Origin of the sequence: Paenibacillus sp. FSL W7-1279, assembly GCF_037969845.1 — a bacterium.
In the GTDB taxonomy this organism is placed as follows: domain Bacteria; phylum Bacillota; class Bacilli; order Paenibacillales; family Paenibacillaceae; genus Paenibacillus_AQ.
In genome coordinates this window covers 3132547-3159542 of record NZ_CP150215.1, presented here as the reverse complement: position 1 = coordinate 3159542, position 26996 = coordinate 3132547, and the positions used below count along the sequence as shown (strand labels likewise).

The 26996-nt window shown below is 46.8% G+C and carries 23 protein-coding genes; 3 read left to right on the top strand and 20 right to left on the bottom strand.

Features of this window, described 5'->3' with window-relative positions:
- Nucleotides 1-116 precede the first annotated feature (116 nt).
- Entirely contained in the window at nucleotides 117-1391 is a 1275-nt protein-coding gene (locus MKY82_RS14105; RefSeq protein ID WP_339296354.1) for an S-adenosylmethionine decarboxylase related protein, read from the top strand.
- A gap of 149 nt (nucleotides 1392-1540) precedes the next feature.
- Here MKY82_RS14105 and MKY82_RS14100 read toward each other — a convergent pair whose 3' ends face one another.
- Nucleotides 1541-2206 (bottom strand): DUF2642 domain-containing protein, encoded by a 666-nt coding sequence (locus tag MKY82_RS14100; protein ID WP_339223604.1) that lies wholly within the window; start codon nucleotides 2204-2206, stop codon nucleotides 1541-1543.
- Nucleotides 2207-2652: 446 nt separating this feature from the next.
- A complete protein-coding gene (locus MKY82_RS14095) occupies nucleotides 2653-3429 on the bottom strand; it encodes a hypothetical protein (RefSeq protein ID WP_339223602.1) in 777 nt (258 codons plus the stop codon).
- A 208-nt stretch (nucleotides 3430-3637) separates the two neighbouring features.
- Here MKY82_RS14095 and MKY82_RS14090 point away from each other — a divergent pair, with 208 nt between their 5' ends.
- On the top strand, nucleotides 3638-4684 hold the full coding sequence (locus MKY82_RS14090) for a CotH kinase family protein (RefSeq protein WP_339223600.1): 1047 nt from the start codon (nucleotides 3638-3640) through the stop codon (nucleotides 4682-4684).
- 143 nt (nucleotides 4685-4827) lie between these two features.
- On the opposite strand, the gene MKY82_RS14085 is transcribed toward MKY82_RS14090, so the two are convergent.
- The 7 genes from MKY82_RS14085 to MKY82_RS14055 all read right to left on the bottom strand — a co-directional run bounded on the left by MKY82_RS14085 (nucleotide 4828) and on the right by MKY82_RS14055 (nucleotide 12805).
- Nucleotides 4828-5178, bottom strand: coding sequence for a DUF2512 family protein (locus MKY82_RS14085; protein WP_194542337.1), 351 nt, complete (start codon nucleotides 5176-5178; stop codon nucleotides 4828-4830).
- Nucleotides 5179-5267: 89 nt separating this feature from the next.
- Nucleotides 5268-6698: a HAMP domain-containing sensor histidine kinase gene (locus MKY82_RS14080; protein ID WP_339296353.1), complete on the bottom strand. Its 1431-nt coding sequence runs from the start codon at nucleotides 6696-6698 to the stop codon at nucleotides 5268-5270.
- A gap of 3 nt (nucleotides 6699-6701) precedes the next feature.
- Entirely contained in the window at nucleotides 6702-7409 is a 708-nt protein-coding gene (locus MKY82_RS14075) for a response regulator transcription factor (RefSeq protein ID WP_339296352.1), read from the bottom strand.
- Nucleotides 7410-7500: 91 nt separating this feature from the next.
- On the bottom strand, nucleotides 7501-9705 hold the full coding sequence (locus MKY82_RS14070) for a M1 family metallopeptidase (RefSeq protein WP_339296351.1): 2205 nt from the start codon (nucleotides 9703-9705) through the stop codon (nucleotides 7501-7503).
- A gap of 26 nt (nucleotides 9706-9731) precedes the next feature.
- Complete coding sequence (locus tag MKY82_RS14065) at nucleotides 9732-10097, bottom strand: YxeA family protein (protein ID WP_194542333.1); 366 nt, start codon at nucleotides 10095-10097, stop codon at nucleotides 9732-9734.
- Between the two features lie 25 nt (nucleotides 10098-10122).
- Nucleotides 10123-12051 carry an ABC transporter permease gene (locus MKY82_RS14060; protein ID WP_339296350.1) on the bottom strand — a complete coding sequence of 643 codons (1929 nt, stop codon included), beginning with the start codon at nucleotides 12049-12051 and terminating at the stop codon, nucleotides 10123-10125.
- A complete protein-coding gene (locus tag MKY82_RS14055) occupies nucleotides 12038-12805 on the bottom strand; it encodes an ABC transporter ATP-binding protein (RefSeq protein ID WP_339296349.1) in 768 nt (255 codons plus the stop codon). Before MKY82_RS14055 ends, MKY82_RS14060 begins: the two co-directional genes overlap by 14 nt.
- A 216-nt stretch (nucleotides 12806-13021) precedes the next feature.
- Between MKY82_RS14055 and glsA the strand changes: the two genes are divergently transcribed.
- A complete protein-coding gene (gene glsA, locus MKY82_RS14050) occupies nucleotides 13022-13963 on the top strand; it encodes a glutaminase A (protein ID WP_339296348.1) in 942 nt (313 codons plus the stop codon).
- A 125-nt stretch (nucleotides 13964-14088) separates the two neighbouring features.
- Here glsA and MKY82_RS14045 read toward each other — a convergent pair whose 3' ends face one another.
- The 11 genes from MKY82_RS14045 to MKY82_RS13995 form a co-directional block, all read right to left on the bottom strand.
- A complete protein-coding gene (locus tag MKY82_RS14045) occupies nucleotides 14089-14766 on the bottom strand; it encodes a serine/threonine protein kinase (protein WP_220685539.1) in 678 nt (225 codons plus the stop codon).
- A gap of 151 nt (nucleotides 14767-14917) precedes the next feature.
- Complete coding sequence (locus tag MKY82_RS14040) at nucleotides 14918-18646, bottom strand: amino acid adenylation domain-containing protein (RefSeq protein ID WP_339296347.1); 3729 nt, start codon at nucleotides 18644-18646, stop codon at nucleotides 14918-14920.
- Nucleotides 18647-18701: 55 nt separating this feature from the next.
- Nucleotides 18702-20474, bottom strand: coding sequence for a HAMP domain-containing methyl-accepting chemotaxis protein (locus tag MKY82_RS14035; RefSeq protein WP_339296346.1), 1773 nt, complete (start codon nucleotides 20472-20474; stop codon nucleotides 18702-18704).
- Between the two features lie 498 nt (nucleotides 20475-20972).
- Nucleotides 20973-21305, bottom strand: coding sequence for a thioredoxin family protein (locus tag MKY82_RS14030; RefSeq protein ID WP_339296345.1), 333 nt, complete (start codon nucleotides 21303-21305; stop codon nucleotides 20973-20975).
- Between the two features lie 38 nt (nucleotides 21306-21343).
- Nucleotides 21344-21682, bottom strand: coding sequence for a bacillithiol system redox-active protein YtxJ (gene ytxJ, locus MKY82_RS14025; RefSeq protein ID WP_194542326.1), 339 nt, complete (start codon nucleotides 21680-21682; stop codon nucleotides 21344-21346).
- A gap of 258 nt (nucleotides 21683-21940) precedes the next feature.
- The gene (locus MKY82_RS14020; protein ID WP_339296344.1) at nucleotides 21941-22669 is read right to left on the bottom strand and encodes a class I SAM-dependent methyltransferase; all 729 of its coding nucleotides are present in this window, start codon (nucleotides 22667-22669) and stop codon (nucleotides 21941-21943) included.
- Nucleotides 22670-22707: 38 nt separating this feature from the next.
- A complete protein-coding gene (locus tag MKY82_RS14015; RefSeq protein WP_339296343.1) occupies nucleotides 22708-23112 on the bottom strand; it encodes a DUF1963 domain-containing protein in 405 nt (134 codons plus the stop codon).
- 119 nt (nucleotides 23113-23231) lie between these two features.
- A complete protein-coding gene (locus MKY82_RS14010) occupies nucleotides 23232-23516 on the bottom strand; it encodes a DUF1963 domain-containing protein (RefSeq protein ID WP_339296342.1) in 285 nt (94 codons plus the stop codon).
- A gap of 165 nt (nucleotides 23517-23681) precedes the next feature.
- The gene (locus MKY82_RS14005; protein WP_339296341.1) at nucleotides 23682-24821 is read right to left on the bottom strand and encodes a WD40 repeat domain-containing protein; all 1140 of its coding nucleotides are present in this window, start codon (nucleotides 24819-24821) and stop codon (nucleotides 23682-23684) included.
- Entirely contained in the window at nucleotides 24818-26275 is a 1458-nt protein-coding gene (locus tag MKY82_RS14000) for a HAMP domain-containing sensor histidine kinase (RefSeq protein ID WP_339296340.1), read from the bottom strand. Before MKY82_RS14000 ends, MKY82_RS14005 begins: the two co-directional genes overlap by 4 nt.
- Nucleotides 26276-26278: 3 nt before the next feature.
- A complete protein-coding gene (locus MKY82_RS13995; RefSeq protein ID WP_339296339.1) occupies nucleotides 26279-26977 on the bottom strand; it encodes a response regulator transcription factor in 699 nt (232 codons plus the stop codon).
- Nucleotides 26978-26996 lie beyond the last annotated feature (19 nt).

Genomic DNA, 26996 nt, shown 5'->3' with positions numbered 1-26996 from the left:
CTCAGCTTGTTATGTACATATCGTGAATCGAACGAGATCATACGCTGAATGTGCGTTCGTACAGACCTTTTCTCAACTCGATGAATACTCTATTACTAGAAAGGAGTTGATAGAATATGAAACAACCCCGAATCGTTATCAGCATACTTGGCAGTTCCGGCGGAGTCGCTAAAGCAATCCTCTCGGTATTAGAGAAAAGCCTTGGAGATAGCCATGACCCCATTCATTCCTTTATAAAGCACAGCAAGATTCATTTAATAGACCTGAATCAGAGAGATGCGGCTCATTATCGATCATTCATGCCGAAACTGCTAAAGCATGCCACACTGCACCAATTCGATTTGAATCAATTGGAACTGTTTCGTCAGCATTTGCGAAATACCAACACCACGCACGTAATCGATGTATCCTGGGCTGATACGGTCGATATGCTTACTTGCTGCCAAGACTCCGGTGTGCACTACATTAATACCGCGCTCGAGAATCCGAAAGTGGATGAGAATGAAAGTCTTGCAGAATATTCACTTTTGGAACGTTACCGGATTTTTCAGGAAGGCCGGCAGCAAACCGCGCAATCAGCAGCTATTATCGGCTCCGGTATGAATCCTGGTGTTGTACAATGGATGGCCATCAAGTTAATGAACGAAACACCTGACGAGAAACCGATTGCCTGCTATATCGTTGAACATGATACTTCACTATATAAAGACCCTTCACTCGTTAAAGAGCGTACGATTTATTCGACCTGGTCACCCGAATGTTTTCTTGATGAAGCCATACTCAACTATCCGATGTTTATGAAACATCACATTCCGTTCACAATGCATCTTCCAGTATACGAGCTTGAATTCAAGGTCACATTGGGAAATAAACAATTCTATGGCTCATTAATGCCACATGAGGAAGTATTGACCCTCGGCAAAGCATTCGATATGGAGACAGGTTTTATCTACCGCGTGAGCGACTATACCATTCATTTAATCCGTTCCCAACTTGAGGATATCGACGAAATATGGGAATGGGATCACCAGGTGCTTGATCCAGCGAACGGTGAAGTCGGAGGAGAAGATTTAGTGGGGGTCCTGCTTGTTTATCCGGACAAAGAGAGGTATATGTATAATGTTCTAAGCAGCGACGACATTTTTCCTCAATATCATACCAACGCCACCTATTTTCAGGTTGCGTGCGGCCTATATGGCGCATTATGTACGCTCCTTAAAGACGAAATCTCGAATGGAGTTTATTTCGTGGATGAGCTGCTCCTTCAGACCGAAAGTCGATACGGTGACTATCTGTCCTACTACATGAAGGATTTTGTGAGCGGCGAGAACCCGTGCACGGATGGACAACTGCTTGATCGCATGAGAAGATACGCCCCCCCCTCTGAATGAATGCTCCGTTGATTAAATAGCGACTTCATTATATTAGTACCCGTACGATACAATATGATGTTTCTCAGAGGCTAGGCAAATAACAACCCCACCGCCAGATAAACTGTCAGTGGGAAGTCTGTAACTTTCTAAAGGTTAGATTATCCGATTTACGGCAGATGGATGGATTTAATGTGATCAATATGCAAGTAAATGTCGTTTCCGCAGGCGAGAACCAGTTGAATGATTTTATCATTTACGGATTTAAGCAAGCCTTTCTTGTGGGGCTGTTCGCCGAGATCAAATATGACGAGCTGGCCCTCGAGCTTTTTTAACTGCTGGTCCAAAGTTCGAGACAGCGCAACACCGGAAGGCTGTACTGGAAAATGTTCTTGACTGAGACTGTAAGGGGTCATGTTCGGTGGATACGGTATCAGATATTTAACGTGGTTAACCGGAATATAAACCGCCTGATGCATCGGTGAGTGATACACAAAGAAATCGTTCATAATGCCCGTCACATAACCATGCAATGAGTGCGAGCCTCCCAAGTAAATTTCAGTAAAAATGCCCCTGGAATTCATCAGCACTTTGCGATATGAAATATTGGTGAGATCAATCTTAGAATCAGGACCGCTATCCATCGCAGGGTTTTCCCATTCTTCATATAAACGTAAATGCTGCAAATGATGGATTGGTGTATATATATATTTTGAATTGGAATATAACACCAGAACGTCGCTTCCCATATCAATGAATTCTCCATGAAGCATCGTCTTGCAGCCCGAAAGCTCCAACTCAACACGTTTGCCTATCATTGAGCGTAATGGTTCCATCTCTTCCCTCCTCGCAAAAAAACTTCGCTGCGTCATGATGACTTGCACATCAAATAACTTCACTTAAGCATCAAGAATCACCATCACCTAACCCCTGCGCCTGCATATATTGTTGATATCGAACTACAACGTGCAGGCTTACAACCGCAAGCATCGTACTGGATAAACACTCCCCTGAAGGAAGCATTGGATGCGTTCGGCAGCCAATGCTCATTCAGAGGCAAGACATCAATAATGCACGCACAATGATATCGGTAAGGGGCTGAATCGGTGGAATATTCATGCAACTCACCTTATAAAAGAGGAGAACACGCAATGATTCATGTGAGGTGTTTCGCTACGGAGGACTAACATACTTTTAAATTCCTATTGCTTCATATATAAAATGAGTGAGAGAAGATGGCTGGACTTGGATATCATTACACCGTTTGTATTGGACCGATGAGTTACTCGCCGCCACTTCTCCGTTTTCCGCTGCGATTTCGGTTGCCGGAGCGGTTATTGGAACGGTTGCCGCTGCGATTCCGCTTGCCGGAACGGTTCTTGGATTGGTTGCCGCCTGTCCAATTCATCCAGTCTCCGCCAGTCTGGTTACCTCTCGTTTGGTTACCGCTTGTACGGTTTCCTCCCGATTGGTTACCACCTGAGCGGTTTCCTCCCGATTGGTTGCCGCCCGCGCGGTTTCCTCCTTGGTTGCCCCCCGATTGGTTACCGCCTGAGCGGTTGCCTTGCGATTGCGATTGGTTGGATTGGTTGCCTTGAGAGTTGCTATTTTGATTTTGATTGCTGCCGGATTGGTTATTCCCTCCGCCACGAACAACCGTGATCGATTTAATATGGCTAACAGGGATGTGAACGACCTCTTGACCTTTTACGGTTAAGATCAGATAGTTCTGGTTCACGTCAACGATGATGCCCTCCAGTTTTTCTGGTCCGCCCCGATTAATTTTAACAAGGCGATACCGCAGGGCTTGCATGACTCCCACGAAGTTGTATGCCGTAATCGGATTTACAATACTTTCTCTCGCTCCACCGGATTTACCTGTGTCCGTAATGCTCTTGACATGATCGTCTTTAACATAAACAAAACCGCCATCAGCAACTGCAACCAGGTAGTCTGACTGAGCATCGAGCAGAAGACCTTCAATTGAATCTGGCCCGCCGCGGTTGATCTTCACGTTTCTTCCTACCAAATTCCCGAAACCAAACCTGTTATAAGCCATGTTCATGCTCCTTTCGAGGATTCATATTTCGACAGATCATGAATGGTATATTTCAGGAGTTATCTTGACCGCATTGGATACCCCTCAATTGTCCATCAGGTCTATCGGTAATATATTTATATGTTTCCCGTAATAGAAAGGAACTGGTTTAATATAATCGAATCATATAAAATCAACGATAGTCTACCAGTTTGAAGGAGGTAGCTTCATGCCCTTGCCTGTGTATCGCATAACTATCAAAGACAAAGATTATGAACAGTTAAAAAGCAATATTTGGTCGAATCATTTTGTGCCTGCACAGCTGGTTAGCGGGGGAAAAAGGATACCGATACGCATTCGCTATCGCGGAGGGCATACACGTGAATACCCGAAAAAATCCTATGAAATTAGAACCTCAAAATATACCTACCATTTCAATGCCGAATATGATGACCCTTCCTTGATTCGAAACGCCCTCTCCTTTCAATTTTTCAATTCTATCCATGTGCCAAGCCCGTCGACCCGCCACTGCGTGCTGAATCTGAATAATGAGAATCTGGGGGTCTACCTTAATATTGAGGCAGTTAAGACTCCCTTTTTTCGCAAGCGGGGAATTCCCGTGCGCAGCATTATTTATGCCGTTAACGACAATGCCGATTTTACGGATAAGCGTTCATCCGGTAAATCCTCCTTCTCGGGTTATAACCTGATCAAAGGTTCCGAGCGCGATCGCGTGAAGCTGTCCAACTTCGTACAGCAGATTCATCTCAAAGTGGGTGCTGAATTGCAGCAGTATCTTCGTAAGCACCTGGACATCGAAAATTATTTGCGGTGGTTATGCGGCGCGGTATTAACCGGGAATTACGATGGCTTTAATCAGAACTACACTTTGTTTGAGCATGGAAAAAACCGAACTTACCGCATGATCCCGTGGGACTACGAGGGAACTTGGGGAAGGAATTGCTATGGAAAATTAGTAGATTCTGACCTTGTGAAAATTCAAGGTTATAATAAGCTGACCGAGAAAATATTATCCTTCCGTCCGCACAGGCAGAGGTATAAAGCTCTCCTGTCTGGGTTTCTCGAGTCGGTATTCACCGTGAGGCGTCAACTGCCGATCGTATACAAAATGCACAATGCGATTGCGGACCATGTCTATAAGGACCCTAATCATAAGTGGAGCGACAAGGTGTTCGACTCCGAGCCGGATACGATACGTAAATATATTGACCAGAGAAGACAGGACATTTTAAATCAATTAGGGAACCTAGATTAATCGAAAAAACAAGGCTGCCATCATGATATGGCAGCCTTGTTTTTTTATGGTTTAATGCGTGTTCTCTTTGTTGGCAACAAAAAAGCCTGATATCTCAGGCTTTATCGTATACGCACATTTATCGATATGAGGTTTTGCCGTGGTTACGAGGCCCGCCGTCTCTTTTCAAACAAATGCTCGCCCCTGAGCCACATATGATACAAATACTCAAAGCTTCCTGCAAGTACTGCAATCAGCAGGACCTCCGAGAAATCGATAGTCCAGTTTGCAACTCCACCGATGACCCACAGCATCACAAATACTAAGCCGGCATCCGCAATCGTTGCCATCATATTGCTGGTTCGGGGCAGAATATATAAATCCCCCACCAAATAAGCGACGATGCCAATGCCTAATGCCGTCAAGACAGCGCCTGTGAACGAAGCATCGGTAAGTGCAACCAGCAGTGCCGTAATCAAGACTCCATGCACCAACAACTTAACAAGCAGTTTCATAAGCGATACACTCCTTTTGCGGTAGTGTATCCCTTTTGCGTGTTTTTACTCCTGCCATGGTCCCTAATATCCTCGGAAAACCATCACTCCTATTGGGCGCTGTTCCGTTCCAGTTTGATTTCAAGAACCGTGCCTTGGCCAACCGTGCTATGAACTTGAATATTCCCTCCATGCGCAATCACAATGTCATGCGTAATCGCCATGCCAAGACCTGATCCTTTATGGAGTTCTCCCGTATTGGTCCCACGGTAATAGCGATCGAAGATTCTTCCAAGCTCCTCCTGCTTAATGCCCTTTCCATTGTCCTCTATACGGATCAGGATATGCTCATCATACTTCTCAACCTGGACCTTGATCGAAATATCCTCACGGTTATGAACAATTGCATTATAGATCAGATTGCTGATCGCTCGGCGTATCAGAATATCGTCAACCTCGATTTTAATAACCTCATGACTGCTGCTAAAATCAATGTCCCGGTTGGCATACCTGGGGTCATTGAGGGTATCGATGACGACATTGCGTACCAGGCTTACGATGTTTACATTTTTCTTCTTCAACGACAGCTCTTTATTCCTCAAGCGGGTCGACAGATTCAAGTCCTCAATCACGTCTCGCAAATATTTGGACTTTCCTTCGATGATCCCGGCGTAATCCCGTATTTCATCCATGGAGAACTGATATTCCGTGTCCTTGATCATCTCCGCATAGCCTTGAATCGAAGCAAGAGGCGTTTTGATGTCATGCGAGATATTCCCGATCCACTCTTCCTTCATCGCATCCAATTTCTTTCTTTCCTTCTCGCTTGATTTCAGCTCTTCCGACAAATGATTGATATTGGCGAAGACGTCCTTATAAATCCCCTTAGGTTGATGATAGACGTTATAATCACGACCAGCTAAACGCTTAATGCTGTCGATTAAGATAAACATGGGTTTGGTCAGCCGCTTGCTGAAGATATAAGCGATGCATAAGGCAATCAATCCATCAATAATGATGATGGACACACTAAAGACCTTAAACATTTGAGCAATGTTCCGGGAATCGAAGGTTAACACTTGCCGCTCCAGGTATGGAGTCGTAAATCCAACCAAGTAACTGTAACGATGCTCGAAACCTTTTTTTTCGCCAACGAAAACGGTGGACAGCACTTCCTTCTCGACATACTTATAAATTTGCACGATATCGATGGGGGCGTACTTCGTTTTGGCCTCCTCCGGAGCAAGATAACGGTAGATTTCCCCGCCATCCTCATCCAGAATTTGCACCCACGCTTGATTCTTCTCCAGAATCTCCTTGCCCTTCTCGCTTATCGAAGCACCCGATTCGGTTATTACGATATGTTTCTGGAAGGATCGGGATATCGATTCCGCTGAGGTTTGCCTATTTAAGATTGGAAGATCCTCATTCACCGATTGTAGAATGAATAAACCGATAACCACGACGATGTTCATAATAATAACGATGACAACGATAAGAACCACGGAGACCAAATATCTGCCGGTCAGCTTCCACTTCATCCCTTATTCATCCTCTACGACAAGCTTATACCCAAGGCCTTTTACCGTGAGCAGATACCGGGGATTGGAAGGGTCATCTTCTATTTTCTCCCGCAGCCTCCGGATGTGAACCATCACGGTATTATCAAAACCGAAGAATTCCTCACCCCAGACCTGATCATATAAACTTTCCTTGCTGATGATTTGACCCGGATGTTTAAGCAGCAGCGTGAGCAATCCCAGCTCTTTCGGTTTTAGTGGAATGACTTTGCCGTTCTTCTTCAGCTCTATCTTATCTTCATCTAATTCAAAGGGGCCTTTCTTTATCACGCGATTCGGTTTGTCCACTTGCTCAGTAACATCCGGTCTCCGAAATCGGGCTTTGATCCGGTAAGCCACTTCCTTCGGACTAAATGGCTTGGTAATGTAATCGTCGCCGCCGATGGCGAATCCCAGGATTTTATCGATTTCTTCCGTCTTGGCCGATAAGAAGAATATCGGAACATTGGAGACGCTGCGAATTTTCTTGCATACTTCGTATCCTTCTCCGTCCGGGAGCATGATATCCAGAATAACAAGATCAGGCTGCCATTTCTGGAATTCAACCCATGCTGCTTCCGCTGATCCAGCAGTATACACCTGATCGATGCCTTCCTTGATCAGTACGGTTTGAAGAAGCCTGACAATATCCGTCTCATCATCAACGACAAGTACCTTTTGATCAAACGCCAATTCGTTCACCCCCTGCTATAACCAACATTTTTCCCACCAGCCAGGCTGCTATTCAACAGAGCATGGCTCGGGAAGGGGACAAACATCAAGCTTACTCCTCCGCAAAAAACTTCGATAGCGGATTCCCCTCCAGTTTATCTAACACCATCTTGCCATTCTTGTCCAACACATAGTAGTGATAAAAAGCGCTCGTGAATCCTAGAGATTCCTGCATTTTTGCCATGTACGTCTCCAAGGCCTTGTCATCTACATGATCTCCATTCCAGAAATAGTGCAGCATTAGGCGATTCTGATTGAATGGATGCTTGATCGCATACGCTCCGGAAGCACCTGGTTGATTCATGGTATCCTTCCAGGCAAAGCCCATTTTGTTGGCCCGCTCGATGATACCGGATTTCAGCGCCTGGATCACCCCATTCGATTTACCGTTGCCAATCACGATCAGATTGCTTGTCCCCAGTTCTTTCTTTAATTTCTTTTTCAATACCTGGCGGTCCCGAATAACGTCATATTTCACTCCGCTGATATCAAAGAGCATCGTGAGCTGGTTCACCATGGCTTCTTGCTGCTTGCGTGCTGAACTGCTTACTTGATCGCTCAGAACGATCGATAACGGCTCTCCCTGGAGAGCCTTCTCCATGATGCGGCTCATCGTTTCGTAGGGCAAGTCTGGAATTTGGTTTAAGGATGTTTGATACAACAATTGAAACTGGTCATGCATATAAGCTGTTTTCTCTTCTTCTGACAATTGGTATTCAGGCTTAAGTACAAAGCCCGGTTCGTATAGAGCCGTGGCCATTTCGTTACGGGCTTCTTCTCCCAGCACGTCTTCAATTGTTTGGAGGAGTCCCTCAATCGTGGCATTTTTGTGAACATAGCGTTTGAAATACTCCCTCATAAACTGATCGAACTTTTCTTCGCCAACAGAATGGTACAATTGGTAAATCGCTTGGCGACCTTTATCGTAATAAACCGGGCTAGCCATATCCCCCACCTCGTCATTGCTCGACGCAATGGCAAGTTCCAGCGGGGAATCGTCAAATTGAATGGATCTAAAGCCGTTCAGCTTATCCCCCTGATTCTCGGCAAAATACACCTTGGAAAAATCGGCAAAACCTTCGTCCAGGAAAGATTCGTTCTCCGAATCGTTCCCGATCAGAGCATGGAACCACTGATGTGCAATTTCATGAACGAATACCGTGTCCTGCGCGGGATCGGCCTGGCTGTCAACCTGTCCCATCTGAATGACCCGTGAATATTCGATAGCCACGCCCTCCACGTAAGACTCGACGATTCGGAATTCCGGATAAGGATAAGCGCCGTATTTATCTCCAAAAAATTCTATCGCTTTAAATGCCTGATCGATATACCGATCAATAACCTGTTTCTTTCCGGGTTCGTTATCAAAATAAAAATATTCGATCGTCAAGCCGTCGCGGGTAACACTGTCCACTTTGAAATTGGGACTGGCAAAAAATACGAATTCCCTTGTATTGTTGGAAATAGCGGAAACAACCTTACGGCCAGGTTCCACGTCATTCCGTGTCGTTATCGTGCCTGGCATCGCCACCTGATAATCGTCGGGAACGTTGAACTCTACTTCATAGTCTGCGGAAGTATAATAATCGGTTTCGAACGTTGGACTGTAAGGGGTTGTGTTCCATTGATGCTTCTCTTCATCATAGACCGACATGACCGGAAACCAGTGAGCGCCATTCACAATATCCTGGTAATACGATAAGCGCTGCGAACCAAACGGAATGTTCAGAGAGAAGTCCATATGTACCGTTATCGTTGCTCCCGGTTGTAAGGGCTCCTTCAATTGAATAATCAAAGCCTGATCTTTGTTGTGAAACTCGAGAGCTTGGCTGTTAGCGTTCACTCCTTGAATATCAATACCTCCGAGAAAATCTTCGGGCTTCTTCTCCGGATGGTTCTTGCTGATTTCTTCGTTCGATCGTTTAAACATGGACGTCTGCGTCGATTTCGAACGGTTGGCATCGGCAAAGGTATGGAATACCAGCTGATTCAACGTATCCTGACTCGTGTTACGATAGGTAACCATGCTGCTTCCCTGCATCGTCATGTTCTTCTCGTTCAGTCTCGCCTGAATATGATATTGAATCGGCGCATGCGCTTCAACGCTCGCAGAGACTTGTGAAATTGTAGTCGGGGAAACGGCTTTTGCCACTGCATGACCCGCGCTGATGAGCGGGCATGCAGTCAATGTCAAAACAAGTGAGCTAATGATAGCCTTCTTCGATAGGCTCGTCGTTCTTTCTTTTAGATGAGTCACGTTATTCTCTCCCTCTGATATCGTCCTTATTTTTCTAACGTTTCAAGCTTCATCTTGGCTTTTTCCGGAATTTCGTTTGCCTGTACCTCTTGATAGGAACTGACTCCCTTTTCTTTAACATATAAACGCAAGTACGCTTCTTTTCGCAGCTCTTTATTTGCCCTAAAGGTTAACGTCTTCGCGCTCCCTTCTTTGTCGAACCCCTCCAGGTTGTACTCGTAGTAGATGTATTTCTCTCCGTTATCCGCTTTGTCTTCCACTCGGTTTCCATCTTGGATTTGCACATAATATGATTCTGTTCCGAGGCGATTGATGTTTACATTTTGAATGAATACAACAAATCCAATGAGGATGGCGACAAGAATGCCGCCGAAGATCAACGTTTTTTTCATGACTGTACTCCTTTATGATTGGTTATTATGTTTTGGTTACGATTTTATAGTAGGACCTAACGGTAACAACGTAATAGATCAAATAAACACAGGTATAAACGACCATACAGATCACGACCGGAATCACAAGATTCATATGCAGAAGCTTAGACAACGCAAATAGTGCGACAGCGCAGTGCGCAATGCCTGCAGCAAGCGGCAAAGCAAAGATGAACAGCACTTGCTGGGCTATGCTCTTTTTAACCTCACGCCGATTTACGCCGATTTTGTATAATATCTGATATCTTGCTTTGTCCGAATTGGCCTCTGTCAATTGCTTGAAATAAATGATGCTGCCTGTCGCCGTAAGGAACACAAGTCCCAGGAATCCTCCCATAAAAATCAACAGGCCTGACGATTCCATACCTCTCGCATAATCATGATAATAGCTGGCGAATGAGGCGCTTTCCGGTAAGATGCCTTCTAGATCCTCCGTCAACTGCTTCGCTTTATCTTGGTTCGATATGCCATAAGCCTCCAGCAAAATCGTGTTGTTCTGTTTCTGCAATTGCGTATACAGTTCGTCGCTTACGACCACTGTAGAATAGACGGTCCCCATATTCAGCACGCTGAATTTCTTCAATTCCTTAAAGGTAATTTGCTGCTCCTGCTTGTCCGGGTTAAGCGTGACCGTAGAACCCACATACGTCGGTGAAATTCCTTCGTAATAGGCTGGGTCCAAGGCAACGGCCTCTTCTCCGCTTAAAATAAGGGTATCTTTGCGGCCCTGCACCTTCGCCAGCTCGTTAAAATCATGCTCGGAGATGACGCTGTATGTTTGGATATCATGCGAAAAAACATCGTTCAGCCCTCTGACATCAGCATCCACTTCAAGGACAGGGACGGACACATGATATAACAGCTCATGATGCGCAGCTGAGTCGATCCGCTCGTCTGCGCGTTTGGTCACGCTGCTGTCATGGGAGATCCACATCATGCTGTTCGGGTTCGCTTGCTGGGCGCTGCTTGCATTGCTGTAATAAAAGCTGTAAGCCGTCCCAACAGCGGTAAGTGTTGTCGCGCTAAGTACGGCAATGATGGTGAGCGTTCGCGCGTTGCCTTTGATTCGATATAGAAGCTGTGAGACACCTATCATGTTCATCCCGTTCCAGAATCTGTTCTTGTTGCTTCTGGACAATTTCAACAACGTAACGGTCAGGGTACTGAACAGCAGATACGTTCCGATAATCACGGTCATCAGGATGACAAGCGGCGTTAACATGAATCCCATCGCCGCCCAAGCCTTGGATTCCAGCAGATTTTGCATAGCAAGCCAATATCCGGTGCCTATGAATACCAGAGACAATATAGCGGTGATCCATGAAGCCTTCGGTTCCCGTTCTCCCTCCTGATCCGCATGAAACAATTCAATCAATTTGAACCGGTAGATCAATCGGTAACCCTGCAGCGATGTGATAAGCGTAATAATCATAAATACGGTGGTGGTATTGATGATGGCCGCAGGCGATATCGAGAAATTCGACACCGCATCATATCCCATAACCTTCATTAACAGGGATACAAAGAATCTCGTCAGCACGGAGCCTAGAACCATCCCGGCTAGTAGAGCCAGCACACCCATCAGAAAGTTTTCATAAAATAACATCCGGCCGATTTGTTTCTTCCGAACACCGAGCAATGAATACAATCCGACTTCTTTCTTGCGCTTGCGGGTAAAGAAGGAATTGGAATACCAAATGAATATAGCCACGAAGATGATCAGCACGACGGCGGCACCGCTAAAGGCTGAACTTATTTTTGTCGATCCCTCCGTTGCGGACTGAATGGCAGTATCATATTTTAATGAAACAAAAGTAAAGTAAATGACGATACTAAAAATCATCGAAGCAAAGTACAAAAAGTAATTGGTGAAATTTTTACGGATATTTTTTCTGGCTATGCTAAACAGTGTCATCGTGCTCACCCCCAAGTGCAGCCAGTACCTCCAGAATCTGTTCAAAAAACACCTTGCGAAGTTGGTCTTCTCTATGAAGCTCCTGGTAAAGCTGTCCGTCTTTTATAAAAATGACACGTTTGCAGTAGCTCGCAGCATAAGCATCGTGAGTGACCATCATGATGGTGGAACGATCGATCTCATTTAGTTTCTTTAAGCTTTGCAGCAGGCTGGTTGCCGACTTGGAATCCAGCGCCCCTGTCGGTTCATCCGCCAATATGAGGCTTGGATTGGCCACAATGGCGCGCGAGGCCGCGGTACGCTGCTTCTGACCACCTGAGATGTGATAAGGATATTTGTTCAAGATATCGCGAATGCCGAACGTATCAGCAATCGCGTTAACCCGTTTCTCAATCTCGTCTGCAGGCACCTTGGACAACGCCAGTGGAAGCAAAATATTTTCTTTGACCGTGAGTGTGTCCAGTAGGTTGTAGTCCTGAAATATAAAGCCGAGCTGATTCCGGCGAAAATCCGATAGCTGCTCCTCGTTCATCGCCACGATATGCTGTCCGGCAATGGTAATATCGCCTGCCGTCGGTGCATCAATCGTCGAGAAAATATTCAGCAGCGTGGATTTGCCTGCCCCGGATGGTCCCATGATGCCGACAAACTCGCCTTCCTGAATTTCAAGATTGATATCGTGCAATGCCGTATATTGATTCCCTTGATTACCGAATGTTTTTTCTACATGTTTTGCTTGTAATATGGCTGTCATATGGCGTTCCCCTTCAAGTTGTCGTTAGTTAAGCACAGATGTAATTATAAAAGGCGAACCTTACACGATTTTTATACGAACCTTACATAAAGCTTAACAAACTTGTTCAGTACACGAACACGAGCATGCTTACTCAGAACAAAACCAAAACCCGCAGCATGGACACGGCCATGGCGGGCTTATAAGGTGTTTAACACCAAGAAAGGGGTTTGACAGATGAGGCCAACCGAAATCGAAGCCATCCGACAGCAGCTTCCCGGCTGGCTGGAAGCCAGCTTGCCATGTGTCAGCAGAGGCAGAGTCGCCGCCTACATCCCCGAGCTGTCGAAAGCTCCGCATGCTGCTCTGGGCATCACCCTTCTGAACACCATGGGTGAATCCGTCACAGCCGGGGACTGCGGGCTGCGCTTTACGATGCAGAGCATCTCCAAAGTGTTTACGTTAATATTAGCCCTGATGGACAATGGAGAGGATGCCGTCTTCAGCAAGGTTGGCATGGAGCCGACCGGAGACAACTTCAATTCCATGCTGAAGCTGGAGTTAATAAGGCCCGGCATTCCCTTCAATCCGATGATTAACGCAGGCGCGATTACCGTTTCTTCCTTAATTCACGGAGGCAGCCCGAGCGAGAAATCCGACCGAATTCTTCAGTTTCTTCAAGAGCTATCCGGCAACGCTGGCTTGGAATATGACTTGGGCGTTTACCGTTCAGAATCGGAAAGCGGGAATCTGAATCGTTCCATAGCATTCTTTTTGAAGGAAAACGGGGTTCTATGCGGAGATGTTGAAGAGGTGTTAGAGGTGTATTTTCGGCACTGCTCAATCGCTGTGAATTGCGCCGATCTAGCCAGAATGGCATTAGTGCTGGCTTGCAGCGGTACGGATCCGCTTACCGGCAACACGCTCATACCTAGAAGGTATGTTCAAATCGCCAGGACGTTTATGACGACGTGCGGCATGTACAACGCATCAGGAGAATTCGCTATTCAGGTAGGGTTGCCCGCCAAGAGCGGCGTTTCAGGGGGCATTTTAACTTTTGTGCCCGGACGTTATGGAATCGGTGTGCTGGGCCCAGCACTGAATGACAAGGGCAACAGCTATGCCGGCGTGCATTTGCTGCAGACCATATCCCGAGAGATGAACTGGAGTATCTTCTAATAACCAAAATCCTCCTGGAACCGTTACAGCTTCAGGGGGATTGAATCCGCTATATGTTCTGATGATAGCACTTCGTTTGCTAAGCGGGGAATGCTCCTACCCCGTTTGGAATAGTTCCGGTTATCCTATTTTCTGAAGAACAGTCGTCCAATCCGGTCTGCAAATTCCTGCATATTCACACTGGATGGGTCTAAACGGTAATATCCGTTCTTCACGGCCTCCAATACCCAGAGCGGTAACTTCTTGCCCTCAAGGAGCGGATATACGTTGTCGTAAGCCCACACGAGATGCTCCCAGCGCTTGTCGTTTCCCTCCTGAATATACTCCGATACATCGAGTACCTTCCCTCTCCCTTCCTGCAGCAGTACATTCTTCAAATGAATATCCCGCGGGTTTAAGCCCTTGCTGCGCACAAAGGAGCGTGCTGCTTCAACATCATCGATGACCTGCCTCGGAACGGGCATACCATAGAGCAAACAGTCGTACAGAGTGAATCCGGATTCATGGCTGATCGCCACGTAACGCTCACCTGCTCCATAAAATACAGGAAAATAGGGGCTGCCTACCAACTCTTGATAGACCTTAATCTCCGCTTCCTTCTTAGGCTGCGCCTCCGCAGCATACAGTTTAAACGCATAAGCCGGCAAAGGTTCGTATACGAATACTGCAGCATCCGTACCGATTCCGATGCAGCGCAGGTCATCCGATTCGCCTTCAATCGTTACAGGGTCGTTCTCTCCATTCTTGAAAACATCCATGCAAGCCAGTGCGGTTTCTGCCTGCTTCCAATGTTCGTGATTCATGGGCCACCTCATTTGGTGTTACTGGACTTAAATCAGTATGATCGTACCACACTCCCGCCACAAAAAAAATATTTGCATGCTGTGCCTGATCCTGACCACAAAAAAAACCGCGAGAGCTTCTCGCGGTTTCATGCTTGCTGCCTGCCTGTGATTACTCCGGCTTCACGAAATATCCAATACCAGCGGCATATTCAATCATTTTTTCGAATAACAGCTTGTCCGGTAAAGCGCATTTTACCCCTGTGTGCTTGAGGAATTCCGAGGTTTGCGGACAAGTATACCGGTAGATGGAATTCTTGGCTCCGTCGCCTTCGAATTGGGCCATCGCCAGCTCAAGGCCTTCCTTATCCTTCGGCTGCTGAGGATCCAATAACCATGCTTCGTATTCCTTCCAGTCCATCACCGAAATGTCATATCCATAGGCTTTGAAATGCTCCACCATCTCCTCATAAGGAATGGCAACCGGGTTGCAGATATGGAACACCCGCCCGACCGTTTCCTGCTGAAGCAGCAGTGCGGTAATGGCTTCCCCGGCATAGTTAATCGGCGTAATATCTACTTCCCATCTCACACCGAGCGCTTTCTTCAACAGCAGCATCGCTTTCAGCATGCGGTAAAACGCGTTGTTATCGATGTTTCTCTGGAAAATTCCATTCTCCGAGTTACAGGACAAATTCCCCACGCGATAAACCGATGATGGAATGCCTCGATCTGCACCGGCTTTAATGACAAGCTTCTCTGCCTCCAGCTTGCTGTTCGTATAGACATTCTCAATGGACGACTCTTCATATCCCGTTCCGGCAACGATGGCATCCCACTGACCGCCCAGTGCCAAATCTTCAGGGATCCCAAGCGTAGAAATAAAGTGAAAGCGGATATGCGGTCTTCTCTGAGCCAAAGTCAACAAACGGTCCGTACTCTCCACATTGACTCTAGCAAAATAGTCGGAATCGCCAAAGTGCTTCACTTCGGCTCCGCAATGAATGATGGAATCGATGCGTGCTTCAATCATGGCAAGGTCTTCAGCTCCGAGCCCGAGATATTCCTGCTCCAAGTCGCCCTGAATCGCAATCACCCTTTTGTCCATTCGAGACTTGACCTCTTCGCCAAAATATCCGGTCATGATCTGCTCAAGGCGGGCATAGGGCTCCATCTGCTTTGTTGGTCGAACCAGACAGTATACGGTAGCGGTCGATTGTTTGAGCAGTTCATACAGCAGATGTGACCCCAAATATCCCGTGGCGCCTGTCAGCAAAATATGCTGCTGGTGATAGATGGGTTGTTCCGAACCATCGTTGATCGGGAAAGAGATCGGATACTCAGCCAAATCCTGAATAGGAAGATCCCTATCTTCTAATTGATCGGCTGGGATGGTTACCTGCCCCATTTCCTCTACTCGCTCCGCTAATTTTGCAATCGTCGGATACACAAAGAAATCATTGATCTTCAACTGTGGATACTGCGGCTTAAGGAGCACCAGAATCTCCAGTATTTTCAGAGAATACCCGCCGATATCGAAGAAATCGTCGTGGATGCCGATCTTGGTTTGTCCAAGTGCTTGTTCCCAAGCCGCAGCAACATCCCGCTGAATATCGTTAACCGGTGCCTCGTAGTGGGAGTCATCCTCTTCCATCTCCATCGACAATTCGTACATTGCCAGCTTCTTACGGTCGATCTTACCGGTCGGGGATAGCGGCATTTCTTCCACGAAACACATGTATTTAGGAACCATGTAACCAGGTACTTTCTGACTTAAAAATTGCACCAAATCCTTAGCAGAAGCTGCTTGTCCATTATGGGTTGTATAGAATGCCGCTAGCATTTTGGTTCCGTCCTCGTCCATTCTCGGAATAACCGCGATGTCTTTTACTTGTTCGTGCTTCGCCAGATTGTCTTCGATCTCCCCAATCTCGATCCGGAAGCCTCTGATCTTCACCTGCGAATCTTTACGCCCCCGGTATTCCACTTGTCCGTTCGGCAGCAGGCGAACCAAGTCTCCGGAACGGTAGTATTGTTTTCCTGATTCCGGTGTTATCGGATCCAGAATGAAGGCTTCTTTTGTTTTCTCAGGCTGATTCAGATACCCTTTGGCTACGCCGACCGAGCAGATCAGCAGCTCTCCGGTTACGCAAGTTGGACATAACTCGTTATGTTCATTCACAATATATAATTCATAGTTGGCAAAAGGCGTCCCGATATACACGGTGGCCAGATCGTCCGGAACCGGATAATCAACGACATGCCCTGTTGCTACAACCGTCGTTTCCGTTGGGCCGTATAGATTCACGATTGGAATCTGCAGCTTTTTCTGGAACATCCGAACGGTTTCTCCGGCCAGCGCTTCCCCTCCGACGACGATCGTCTTGATATTCCGGTATTTATGTGTGTCTTCCACAGGCAAATACGCTGCCAATTGATTAAAAAACACCGTAGGCAATATGGCGACACGTGTTGCCTTGGTTTCTGCTACGGCCTCCGTAAAGGCGTCTATGGAGAAACGCTGTTCATCGGTAAGAAGGTGCAGTCGTGAACCGCAAGCCAACGATCCGAATATATCGTATACGGAAGCATCAAAGCTGAATGTGGAATATTGAAGAATGATATCCTGTTCACTCATCTGTAAATTCTCTTGATTGGCCAGTGCCAAATTCACGACGCCTTGATGGGCGATTAAGGCCCCTTTCGGTTTGCCCGTCGAACCGGAGGTATAGATAATATATGCCAAATCATCGCCTTCAACGCGGACGCCACAGGCTTCCTCCGAGTACGAAAGGAATTGTTCATCCAGACAGAAGTACTCTGGCTTCGGTTGAAAACCAGCCAGGAGTCCATCCAGCTTGGCAGTGAAGTCCTGATGCGTCAGAATGATCGCCGATTCGGTATCCTCGATAATATAAGCATTTCTTTCATCTGGATGTGATGGATCCAGCGGGATATAGGCTCCGCCGGCCTTGAGCACACCGAGCATACTGACAATTGTATCCAGGCCCCTCTTCATAAATATCGAGACGAATTGGCCTTTACGCAGTCCCTTGTCTATAAGCATATGTGAAACTTGGTTTGACAACCGGTCAAGCTGCTCATACGATACTTGCTCATGACCTGTCGATAGCGCGATTCGCTTAGGAAATCTCTCCACAATGGAAGCAAGCATCGACACAATGGTAGGATCCTTCGGGAGCTCTTTCTTCGTGTCATTGAGTATCGAGTACGCGTTCTTATCCTCTTCTGTCAGCATAGGCAAACGGCTAACCGGAACATCCATATGTTCAAGAGCCGCATTTGCAAGCTGTTCAAAATGCCTGCTAAATTTTTCGATCGTTTCTTCTCGATACAATGGTCGTGCATAGGATACATAGAGCGTCCATTCGTCCTTCTTCTCCTCCTGAACCATCCAGTTCAGCCAGCTGGAGCTATAAGCATAACCATTCCCATTATGGCCATAGATCGTTTGGAGCGGGAGCGGCTGACCGGTGAATCCTTCTATATCCTCAAGCGAATAGCTGCTTACTTCTATGTGCTCCATTTTGGCGGAAATGTGCTCATAGATCTGTGCGAATGAATCGCTGCCGCTTAAGTTAACTCTCAACGGAAGGAGATTGCCCTTCTCATTGTTCACGCCGATCAGTAAATCGGTATCGTGAGTCATTCGGTATAGAAACACCACATAGCTTGTGAGCATCCACGCCTTCAAGTCATATGAATCGCGGAACCGCTTGATTTTACCGGTTTCGATATGAAGCTTCAACGTCGTGCGATCAAGCTCTTGCTGCTGAAGATGCGCTGGACCATCGGTGTACAGATAGAATCCCGGTAAAGGTAGCTGCAGTTCATTCAACCAATATTCTTTGCCTTGTTCGATCATCAATGTTGTATTCAAAGGTTTCAGCTCCATCTTTTTTTCTCTACTGTTTTTGTTCTCGCAGTACTACACACTACACACGCAATTTGTTTACAAGCGCCTCCAGCTCAGCGGAAACCTGGTTGATCTGTTCTGCAGATTCAAAAATTTTGGTGAAGGAAGCCTGCTGTTCCTGGGCACTGATCCGGATCTCACCCGATACGGACGAGTTTCTCTCTGCAAGCTCTGCCAATTGTTTAATCGCTGCGGTAATCTGTTCGGTCTCGGCAACCATTTGCTGCGTAGCTGCAGACACCTCTTGAATTTGACTCGTCACCGTATCGGTTGCCACCAGCATGCCTTTAAACAGCTCTCCCGTTTCTTTGACAACTTCAATTCCCTTAGCGACGTTGTGTTCACCTTCGCTGATGGCTTCTACCGCAGATGCCGTTTCATCCTGAATGTATCGAACCAATTCAATGATTTGGTCCGCCGATTTTCTGGATTCCTCCGAAAGTTTCTTCACTTCACTGGCGACGACAGCAAACCCGCGGCCCTCTTCGCCGGCTCTTGCCGCCTCGATTCCGGCATTGAGTGATAACAGATTCGTCTGAGAAGCAATTTCGGTAATAACCTGCACGATCTGACCAATCTCATGTGAACGGTTCTGCAGCTTCTCGATGATATGCACCGAGTTTTTGACCGAATGATCGATGGAATTCATCTGCTCGATAACCTGCTCCACATTGTGGTTACCACGTTCCGATTGCTCCTTCATCTGTACGGATATCTCGGAAAGATCTGATGTATTGCCGGCAATCGTTGATACGCCGGATGAGATTTCCTCAAGCGAAACCACGCTTTCGGTAATGGAAGTGCTCTGCAGAGCAACGCGTTCCGACATTTCCTCCATATTTCTAGTAATAGCTGAAGATTTGTTATTATTGACTTCCACAGCGGAGAAGAGGAATTTAGACTGCTCTGCAGACTGCTCCGATACCGTTTTGATCGTTGTGACAAGTTCATTAATATGATTGACGGTTGTATTGAACTTGGCATTGACCTGGCCCAGCTCATCTTCGCCAGCTTTTAATTGGACGGTGAAGTCACCTTTGCTCAGCTTGTCCAGCGCCCCCATTAATGCTTGAATCGGTGCGAATGTCCGTCTAATCGTGAAGTATTGCAATGCTAATACGATCAGCAAGGTAATCAGCAGCGCAAAAACCGTATTGGTGATCAATTCCTGTTTCCCGGAAGCGATTAAGCTTGCATCCACGTCGATTCCCATGTAAGCAAAAATCTCCCCGCTGGCATCCTGGAAAGGATGCAGCACGGTGATCCAGGTACCATAATTGTCTGTATAGGCTTTGGTGTAGACGATTTTTTTCGTTTTCAGCATCTCTCTTACGGCATCGGCGTGGATATCCGGCTGTTCGTATAAGTCGCCCAGATTCAAGTCTTCTTCGGCAAACATATCGAGCACTGCCGTCGGCATGGCAATAATCGAGGTCTGGTTGCCACCCTCGAGCTCCGGTCCAAAAATATAGCCCTGTGCAATATTGGGATGCGTTAAGGATAGATCATTAAACGTCTTGGTAAGTTTTTTTTGGATATCCGCATTGCGATCGGTTGCGCCTTTCACCGCTTGAGCATCTTCCACCGATACCGACTTAACCAAGGTATCCATAATTTTCCCCGAATCGGACTGCAGCTGCTTCGTCAGCACGTTGTCCTGGATATAAAAGCTTGCGCCAATCACGATGGCCCCGGTAATAATGATATAGAGGCTCGTCCACATCATGTTTTTTGTAACAATGCTCAGATTTTTAAAACGCATTCCTTTTGATAACGATTTTGGCTCACTCACTTGGTGTCTCTCCTTTGATATCTCTTATGTATCTTCCATTTAAAATAGGGAATTCTTTCGCGAACCTGTCGCATCACCTACTTTCCTGGAAACATTGAATATTTCCGGAATTTTCATGAATACATTACATTTTTCAAAAATGTTCATCTTGAATGAACCGCTTTCCCCCTCCATCATTCTTCTGACATAGGTTCATTTCACATAAAGCTCTTGTTATGTGAAATTCCAGTTCAATAGATCCATATTCACGTTATGATTCCATAAACATTACATCTTTTGTACTATTAATAAATCGGCATTCCCCCTTATATTTTTAATACTTTAGTAATATTTGAATGCAAATTAGTCCTGGTTTTCGACAATTGCTTGAATTTTTTATGACGGTTATTGCCTTAAAGTTCCGTTTCTCAGCTTGTTTTGAAACGCAAAAAGACGACATTCCTTAAGTCTTGTGACGTAGGAATATCGCCTTTTGGTTCATTGCTTTTTCCCTGACAACTAGCTAAAGAGCTCCATCAAGTTTTTTAATTTCTTTTCTAACGCGCCAAACTGTACAAAACGATCCTCTCTCAGATGCTCTTTTCCCTCTACGAATAAGAGGAGTACCGGTGCGGTAAATATCAAATATCTCGAGGCGATTTCACCGACGGCTTCGCCTTGGATATGTCCCAATGAGATGCGAGGGAACTGCTCCAACAACTCTCTAAGTTTGGGTAAGATCGCGTGGCATACGCTGCAATCTTGTCTGGATACATATACAAAACTGAAGGTGTGATCTTGAATAAACCGCTCGATGGCCTCTATCGATCTTAGTTCTTCCAGTTTTTTCATCTATTACACCATCTTTCAAGCGCGACAAAGGATTATGTTCAGTCCAGAACCGCGGTGATATGCGCAGACGTAACCGCCCAGTGTGAGGCCGTCCAATATTTCGCTTGGTCCTTCACATAGATAATTTGCGGCGATTCATGCTTTACGTTCAAATCCTCGGCAATTTTATTGGAAACCGGCCGGGACTCAATGACTTTAACCAGCGTGTAATCCACATCGCCGTTTGGCGTCTTATTCAAGTAAGATTCAAACTCCGAAAGAGCATTGGAGCTAACCGGGCATGTCGTGCTATGCTTCAAAATAACTTGGCCGCGCTCGGAGGATTTTTCCAGAATCGCATTCCATTCTTCTATTGTCGTAATTTCATTCCATTGCATGTAATTTTCTCCCCTTGGATGTGATGTAATGCATTGCATTGCTTCTATTATACAACCAATCGCTATGATACACATAGGCTGTATCATCCATCTTTCATGTGCAGACCGTCGGATGGCGATCATCCTCCCCCATCGATATCCTTTAAATCTTGTATGGGCTGGAGGAAAATCATATCCGCTCCCGTCACGTACTTCGAGCACAAAAAGAACCGCGATGGACGCGGCTCCCCTTTTGAATATGTATGTATTCGAACGAAGTTATGATTTTAGTGCTTTCACTATCAAAAAATGAGGGTTCATCATCAGGCGATCATACCATTTGGCCATCCATTCCTTAGCTTCCGGGTTGTCTTTATCCGCTAAACTGGGCTGCGGCTCGATGAGCTGATCGATTCGAAACCGTGAGGAAGTTACGTTGATGATTTCCTGAATCGGTCTTCTATAAAAGGAGACTTCGACGGGTCCGGACTCCGGTTTGTTCCAAACCTCCGTCAATAACTCACGGGCAAAGTAATCTTGGCGATCAAAATGTTTAACATCCATAAAGGGATGATGAACGGAGTAAATCAAACTGCCGCCAGGTTTCAGCACGCGCTGAAATTCGCGAAAGGTCGGCGCCCAATCCTCGATGTAGTGAAGCGTCAATGAACTTACGATAAGATCAAAAGCCTCATCTTCAAAGGGCAGATCCTCGGTTATGTCGCATGCGAATACCGTCGCTTCATTGCCGACTCGCCTCTTACAGGCTTCTACCATCGCCGGACTCAGATCAACCGCTGTGACCCGGGCCCTTCGTTTAAGAAATTGCTCTGTATACCACCCCGCGGCACAACCAGCATCGAGAACGGCCATTTGCTCCATGTTTGCCGGTAACAAATGGATCATGGCCGGCCTTTCGTAATACGCATTATGTCCGCTCTGCGAATCCACATGCCGCTCGTAGTCTCCGGCCAGCTTATCATATGCTTTAGTGACCTTCTCCTTCATGGTTCATACCTCCTCCAAGTACATAATGATCCCAATATTCAGCTTGAGTATAGCGAACAATACGTGCGCTCGAAATTTCCGGCCAGCAAGTCCTCTTTTCGTATGTAAAATTGCAGTTCACCCGCATCCCACCAGCAAAATCCTACATCGTCGTCCGAATCGATCGCCAGCAGCAGCAGTGTATCCCGAATTTCCTGCTGGGCTTGCGCCGCGTTGCCGCCGCAATGATCGGTGATCTGCTGCACAGCCGCCTCCATGGAGTAATTGTACTCGGATCCGGTTAGCAGCATTAAAGCTGCCTCATGCTCACAATCTCCGTGCTGGGTAGAGGGATAGCCAAAGATCGTTGCAATGTCGTCAAATTCTAGTCCAGTCAATTGATGACACAGGTCCTCATAAGATTCAAAATCGTGCTCCTCATCCTCGACGATTTCGTCATCCACATATGCGTAATTAGGAGGCTCAAGCGTAGCTCTGGCTTCAATACGGTAGCCGGTGAACTCTTCTAACGTGGTTTCCTCAGGAGCCCGGCGTCGAACCGCAGCCGCCGTCTGATCCTCTGTCAGAACGAAGCGGTGGCATCATGAGCTGCCACATCCCTCAACTGCAGCTGTGCCAAAAACGTCATCGGTGTTCCATCCGAAGTCAGTGGCCATTCAATTTCTTCGGGAAGATCCGGATCTCCGCCAATCCGTGAATGGCACGGCCTGGCATAGTTCTCCACTCCCTTTTTGGATAACCGTATGCCTTGGCGCGTAGATTCGATTAAATAGTCAGCTGCATGCTCAAATTGGTGTTCCTTGATGATGCTTTGCATCTTGATCAAGTTGTGTTCATTTAACTGCATGTCTTGTTCCTCTTCTATTCAAAGTTTAGTAATAATCATAACAAAAAACGGGGGTTTGCACGATTCCCTACTCATCCTTAAAGAGAAAAAGCGGCAAATCGAACGCCTATCGTTCAATCTGCCGCAGAGCGAAGAATAAATAGGTGGTCAAAGATACCTCAACCTTTACTTGAATTCGATTATAAATGGCTGATGTTCTGTCGGTCCGATCGCAACCGGCCCCTGCTCTTTGGCATAATTTTTGCGGCCGTTCACGAGAAGCCGGCGATGGTCCGGACTCCAATACATCTTAGAAGGTATGACCCCATGATAGATGGGTTCTGCGCTCAGTATATTCTTCCCTTGAAGCTTACCTGCATAAATTGTATTCTCCCCGTTCTGGGAATAGGCGACATATTTGCGATCCTTCGAGAACTCATAGCTATCCACCTTCTCCAGCAGAATGGACAGCTCATGATTTCTGCGGTCATATACGTACAAGGTTCCCTCCGTTCCTAAGAATACGAATTGATCATCGTTCAACCATGCGGCTTGGTCTGTGCCGATATCATGCTCATACTGAACATCAATCGCATTGCCGTTGACGGCACCCATAGCAATTCGACGACCGTGACCGTATTCGTCCAGAACGATGAGCGCCATCTTCCCGTCATCCGAGACGATCACCTTGAAAGGAAGGGCTTCCGTTTCAAGACCCTTCAGCCGATAAACACGTGCCGATTCCGATTCCGTATCAAAAATCCCGATGCTGGACTGCCTTTTGTTTGATTCCATCACCATATAGCTTACAAATCGACTGTTGCCGGACCAAGTCGGTTCCTCAAACCATAGCTCCTGATTGGCATCTGTCGTAGCTTCGAGGCTTTCCACCTCCCCGCCCGGATATGCTATCAATTGCAGAAAAACGCCCTCCTCCGTCTTGGCAATTCCCGAAACATATTTTCCATTGGGGGACAATTGATAGGAAATCTTATTCATTTCAATCTCTAATGAATGGTCAACTCGCTCGTATGGGGATGAAAAACGCTGCAAGCTCAATTTCGCCGCGTCTACTGCTTCGGTTTCATAAAAAAGACCGACCACCGACTTGGATGATGACCAGCCGAGCAATTCAACTGCATCCTTGGATTCTGGCATTCGATAAATCGTCTTCACTTGGAAAGGCCGGCTTCCCTCGTCCACGGCTTGATCCGATTCCGCGCTGGGGATAATGACGGTCTCTGATTGCAGTCCGCTTGCACAGCCGGTCAGTAAAATCAAGGCAAGTGCATAGCATAATTCAAAACGTTTATATCGATATCTCAATGGACAGCCCCCGCCTTTTCATAAGGAATTTCAACATAGACGACAGTATGAAACTTCTCGCTGACGATACGGATGGTTCCGCCGTGATCATCGACGATGGATTTAACGATACTGAGGCCCAGACCCACACTGCCCTCTTCCTTCTGCTTCTGGCTCACCGAGTAGAACGGCTGGAAGACGTTTGCGATCTCGTGTTCCGGTATGGGCTCTCCGGGATTATCGAAGGTATAACGAACGCTTCCGTCCACACGCTCAGCCTTGACGGTAATTTCCGATTGGGCGGCACTATATTTGATGGCATTATCCAGAAGATTGATGAAGAGCTGGCGCAGCCGATCAGGCTGGCCAAGCACGAAGGAACCTTCCTCTGCTTCGCAAACGATGCTCTTTTTATAGCGCTTGGCCCGGAACGACATGGAGTCAACTACATCGCGCAGAATTTTTCCCGAATCCACAAGCTCTACATCCTCTTCTCCAGCATTGTGCTGTGATACTTCCAACAGCCTTAGCACCATGCCATGCAGACGTCGACTCTCTTCAACGATGTGATTCATGCCCTTATCGAAGAACTCCCGATCGTCATCCCCTTTCTCCCGAATGAGCTCGGCATAACCCAGAATGGAGGTGAGCGGCGTTTTGAGTTCATGGGTCACATTGTCAAAAAAACGTTTCTCCTGCGCATTTAGCTCCTTCAAGCGATCCCGGTCACGCTCAATCGTGGATATCTGGCTGCCGATCCGGTCGATCATGTCATTGAAATTCAGAGCCAGTTTGCCAATTTCATCTCTTCGCCGGAATCGGATTCGAACATCCAGGTTCCCGTTCTTTACTTCAGTGGAAGCGCGGGTAAGCTTCACTAGCGGTATGGTGATATTCCTGGACAGCAGGTACGAGAACAGGAACGCTGCCCCGAAGATGGCAAGCGCAATGTAGAAAATAATGTCCATGATCCGGCCGCTTTGTTCGTAGAGCAGGGTAAAATCCTTGGTAAACCTCAATATGCCCACCTTGACTCCATCGATGATAACCGGATATGAATAGAGAACGGTTCCGCTGTTTCGACCATAGGTGATGGTATAGGCCGTCTTTCCCTCGATCGCTTGGCGAAGATCCGCATCCGAGGGTCCCGAGAATCTTCTCTCGTCCGATGAGAACAATAACTTGCCGTCGACGGTGTATGCGCTGACATGGCTAGAGGTAGCATGCTTCAAATCATTCACCATTTCCTCGGCCATCTGCCCGAAATAAAGCTTATTGTTCGTAAAATGATTGATAAGGAAAGCTTGCCTTACATATACATTGCTGTTGTTTTTAAGTCCAACCAGATCGGAAGTTACGATCTTCTGATTGCTTGTCCGAATGATCTCCTTGACAGTTTGATTGAGTACGAGGAACGACAGACTGAATATCACAAAAAAACCAACAATAAACTTGGCTCTGATGGTCCGGATCATCTCTTATTCCGCCTGCTTCTCGAATTTATAGCCGATGCCGAATACGGTTGTGATCATATCGCCGGCATCCAGTTTTTTGCGGAGCCTCTGAATATGCGTATCCACCGTCCGCGTATCCCCCATGAAATCATATCCCCAGACTAAATCCAGCAGTTCCGAGCGGGTATAAATCTTCCCCCGGTGACCGTACATGGTCATGAGCAGGTCGAATTCCTTCGGCGTAAGATCAACCGGTCTTCCGTCTTTCTTGACCAGTCGCTCTTCCATTACGATTTCGATATCCCTAAAGCGGATCACGGCTTCCGGCATTCCTCCCCTATCCCCTTGGTTCGCCTGATCCAGCCGTCGGAGGATCGTGCGAATTCGGGCGACCACCTCCCTCAGATCGAAGGGCTTCGTAATGTAGTCATCGGCACCAAATTCTAGCCCAAGCACTTTATCCGTGATGTCGGATTTTGCCGTAATCATGAATATGGGGATGTTATAGTCCGTTGTTACTTTTTTGCATATATCGAGCCCGCTTTGGTCGGGCAGCATCCAATCCAGAAGGAGCAGATCGGGATGAAATGCCGCAAGCTCCCTAAAGCCTGCGGCACCGCTGGCCGCGGTACGGGTTTCAAAACCCTCCATCGCGAGGCCATAGGCCAGCAGATCGGCGATCGGCTCCTCATCTTCGATAATGAGAATTTTTGTTTTTTTCATGAAGTCTCCATTCCTAATT

Excerpts from the sequence above, each read along its gene's own strand:
- MKY82_RS14085 (WP_194542337.1), bottom strand. The coding sequence starts at position 5,178 with ATGAAACTGCTTGTTAAGTTGTTGGTGCATGGAGTCTTGATTACGGCA.
- MKY82_RS14060 (WP_339296350.1), bottom strand. The coding sequence starts at position 12,051 with ATGACACTGTTTAGCATAGCCAGAAAAAATATCCGTAAAAATTTCACC.
- ytxJ (WP_194542326.1), bottom strand. The coding sequence starts at position 21,682 with ATGCAATGGAATGAAATTACGACAATAGAAGAATGGAATGCGATTCTG.
- glsA (WP_339296348.1), top strand. The coding sequence starts at position 13,022 with ATGAGGCCAACCGAAATCGAAGCCATCCGACAGCAGCTTCCCGGCTGG.
- MKY82_RS14105 (WP_339296354.1), top strand. The coding sequence starts at position 117 with ATGAAACAACCCCGAATCGTTATCAGCATACTTGGCAGTTCCGGCGGA.
- MKY82_RS14090 (WP_339223600.1), top strand. The coding sequence starts at position 3,638 with ATGCCCTTGCCTGTGTATCGCATAACTATCAAAGACAAAGATTATGAA.
- MKY82_RS14065 (WP_194542333.1), bottom strand. The coding sequence starts at position 10,097 with ATGAAAAAAACGTTGATCTTCGGCGGCATTCTTGTCGCCATCCTCATT.
- MKY82_RS14020 (WP_339296344.1), bottom strand. The coding sequence starts at position 22,669 with ATGAAGGAGAAGGTCACTAAAGCATATGATAAGCTGGCCGGAGACTAC.
- MKY82_RS14095 (WP_339223602.1), bottom strand. The coding sequence starts at position 3,429 with ATGGCTTATAACAGGTTTGGTTTCGGGAATTTGGTAGGAAGAAACGTG.
- MKY82_RS14055 (WP_339296349.1), bottom strand. The coding sequence starts at position 12,805 with ATGACAGCCATATTACAAGCAAAACATGTAGAAAAAACATTCGGTAAT.
- MKY82_RS14030 (WP_339296345.1), bottom strand. The coding sequence starts at position 21,305 with ATGAAAAAACTGGAAGAACTAAGATCGATAGAGGCCATCGAGCGGTTT.
- MKY82_RS14000 (WP_339296340.1), bottom strand. The coding sequence starts at position 26,275 with ATGATCCGGACCATCAGAGCCAAGTTTATTGTTGGTTTTTTTGTGATA.
- MKY82_RS14080 (WP_339296353.1), bottom strand. The coding sequence starts at position 6,698 with ATGAAGTGGAAGCTGACCGGCAGATATTTGGTCTCCGTGGTTCTTATC.
- MKY82_RS14045 (WP_220685539.1), bottom strand. The coding sequence starts at position 14,766 with ATGAATCACGAACATTGGAAGCAGGCAGAAACCGCACTGGCTTGCATG.
- MKY82_RS14100 (WP_339223604.1), bottom strand. The coding sequence starts at position 2,206 with ATGGAACCATTACGCTCAATGATAGGCAAACGTGTTGAGTTGGAGCTT.
- MKY82_RS13995 (WP_339296339.1), bottom strand. The coding sequence starts at position 26,977 with ATGAAAAAAACAAAAATTCTCATTATCGAAGATGAGGAGCCGATCGCC.
- MKY82_RS14010 (WP_339296342.1), bottom strand. The coding sequence starts at position 23,516 with ATGCAGTTAAATGAACACAACTTGATCAAGATGCAAAGCATCATCAAG.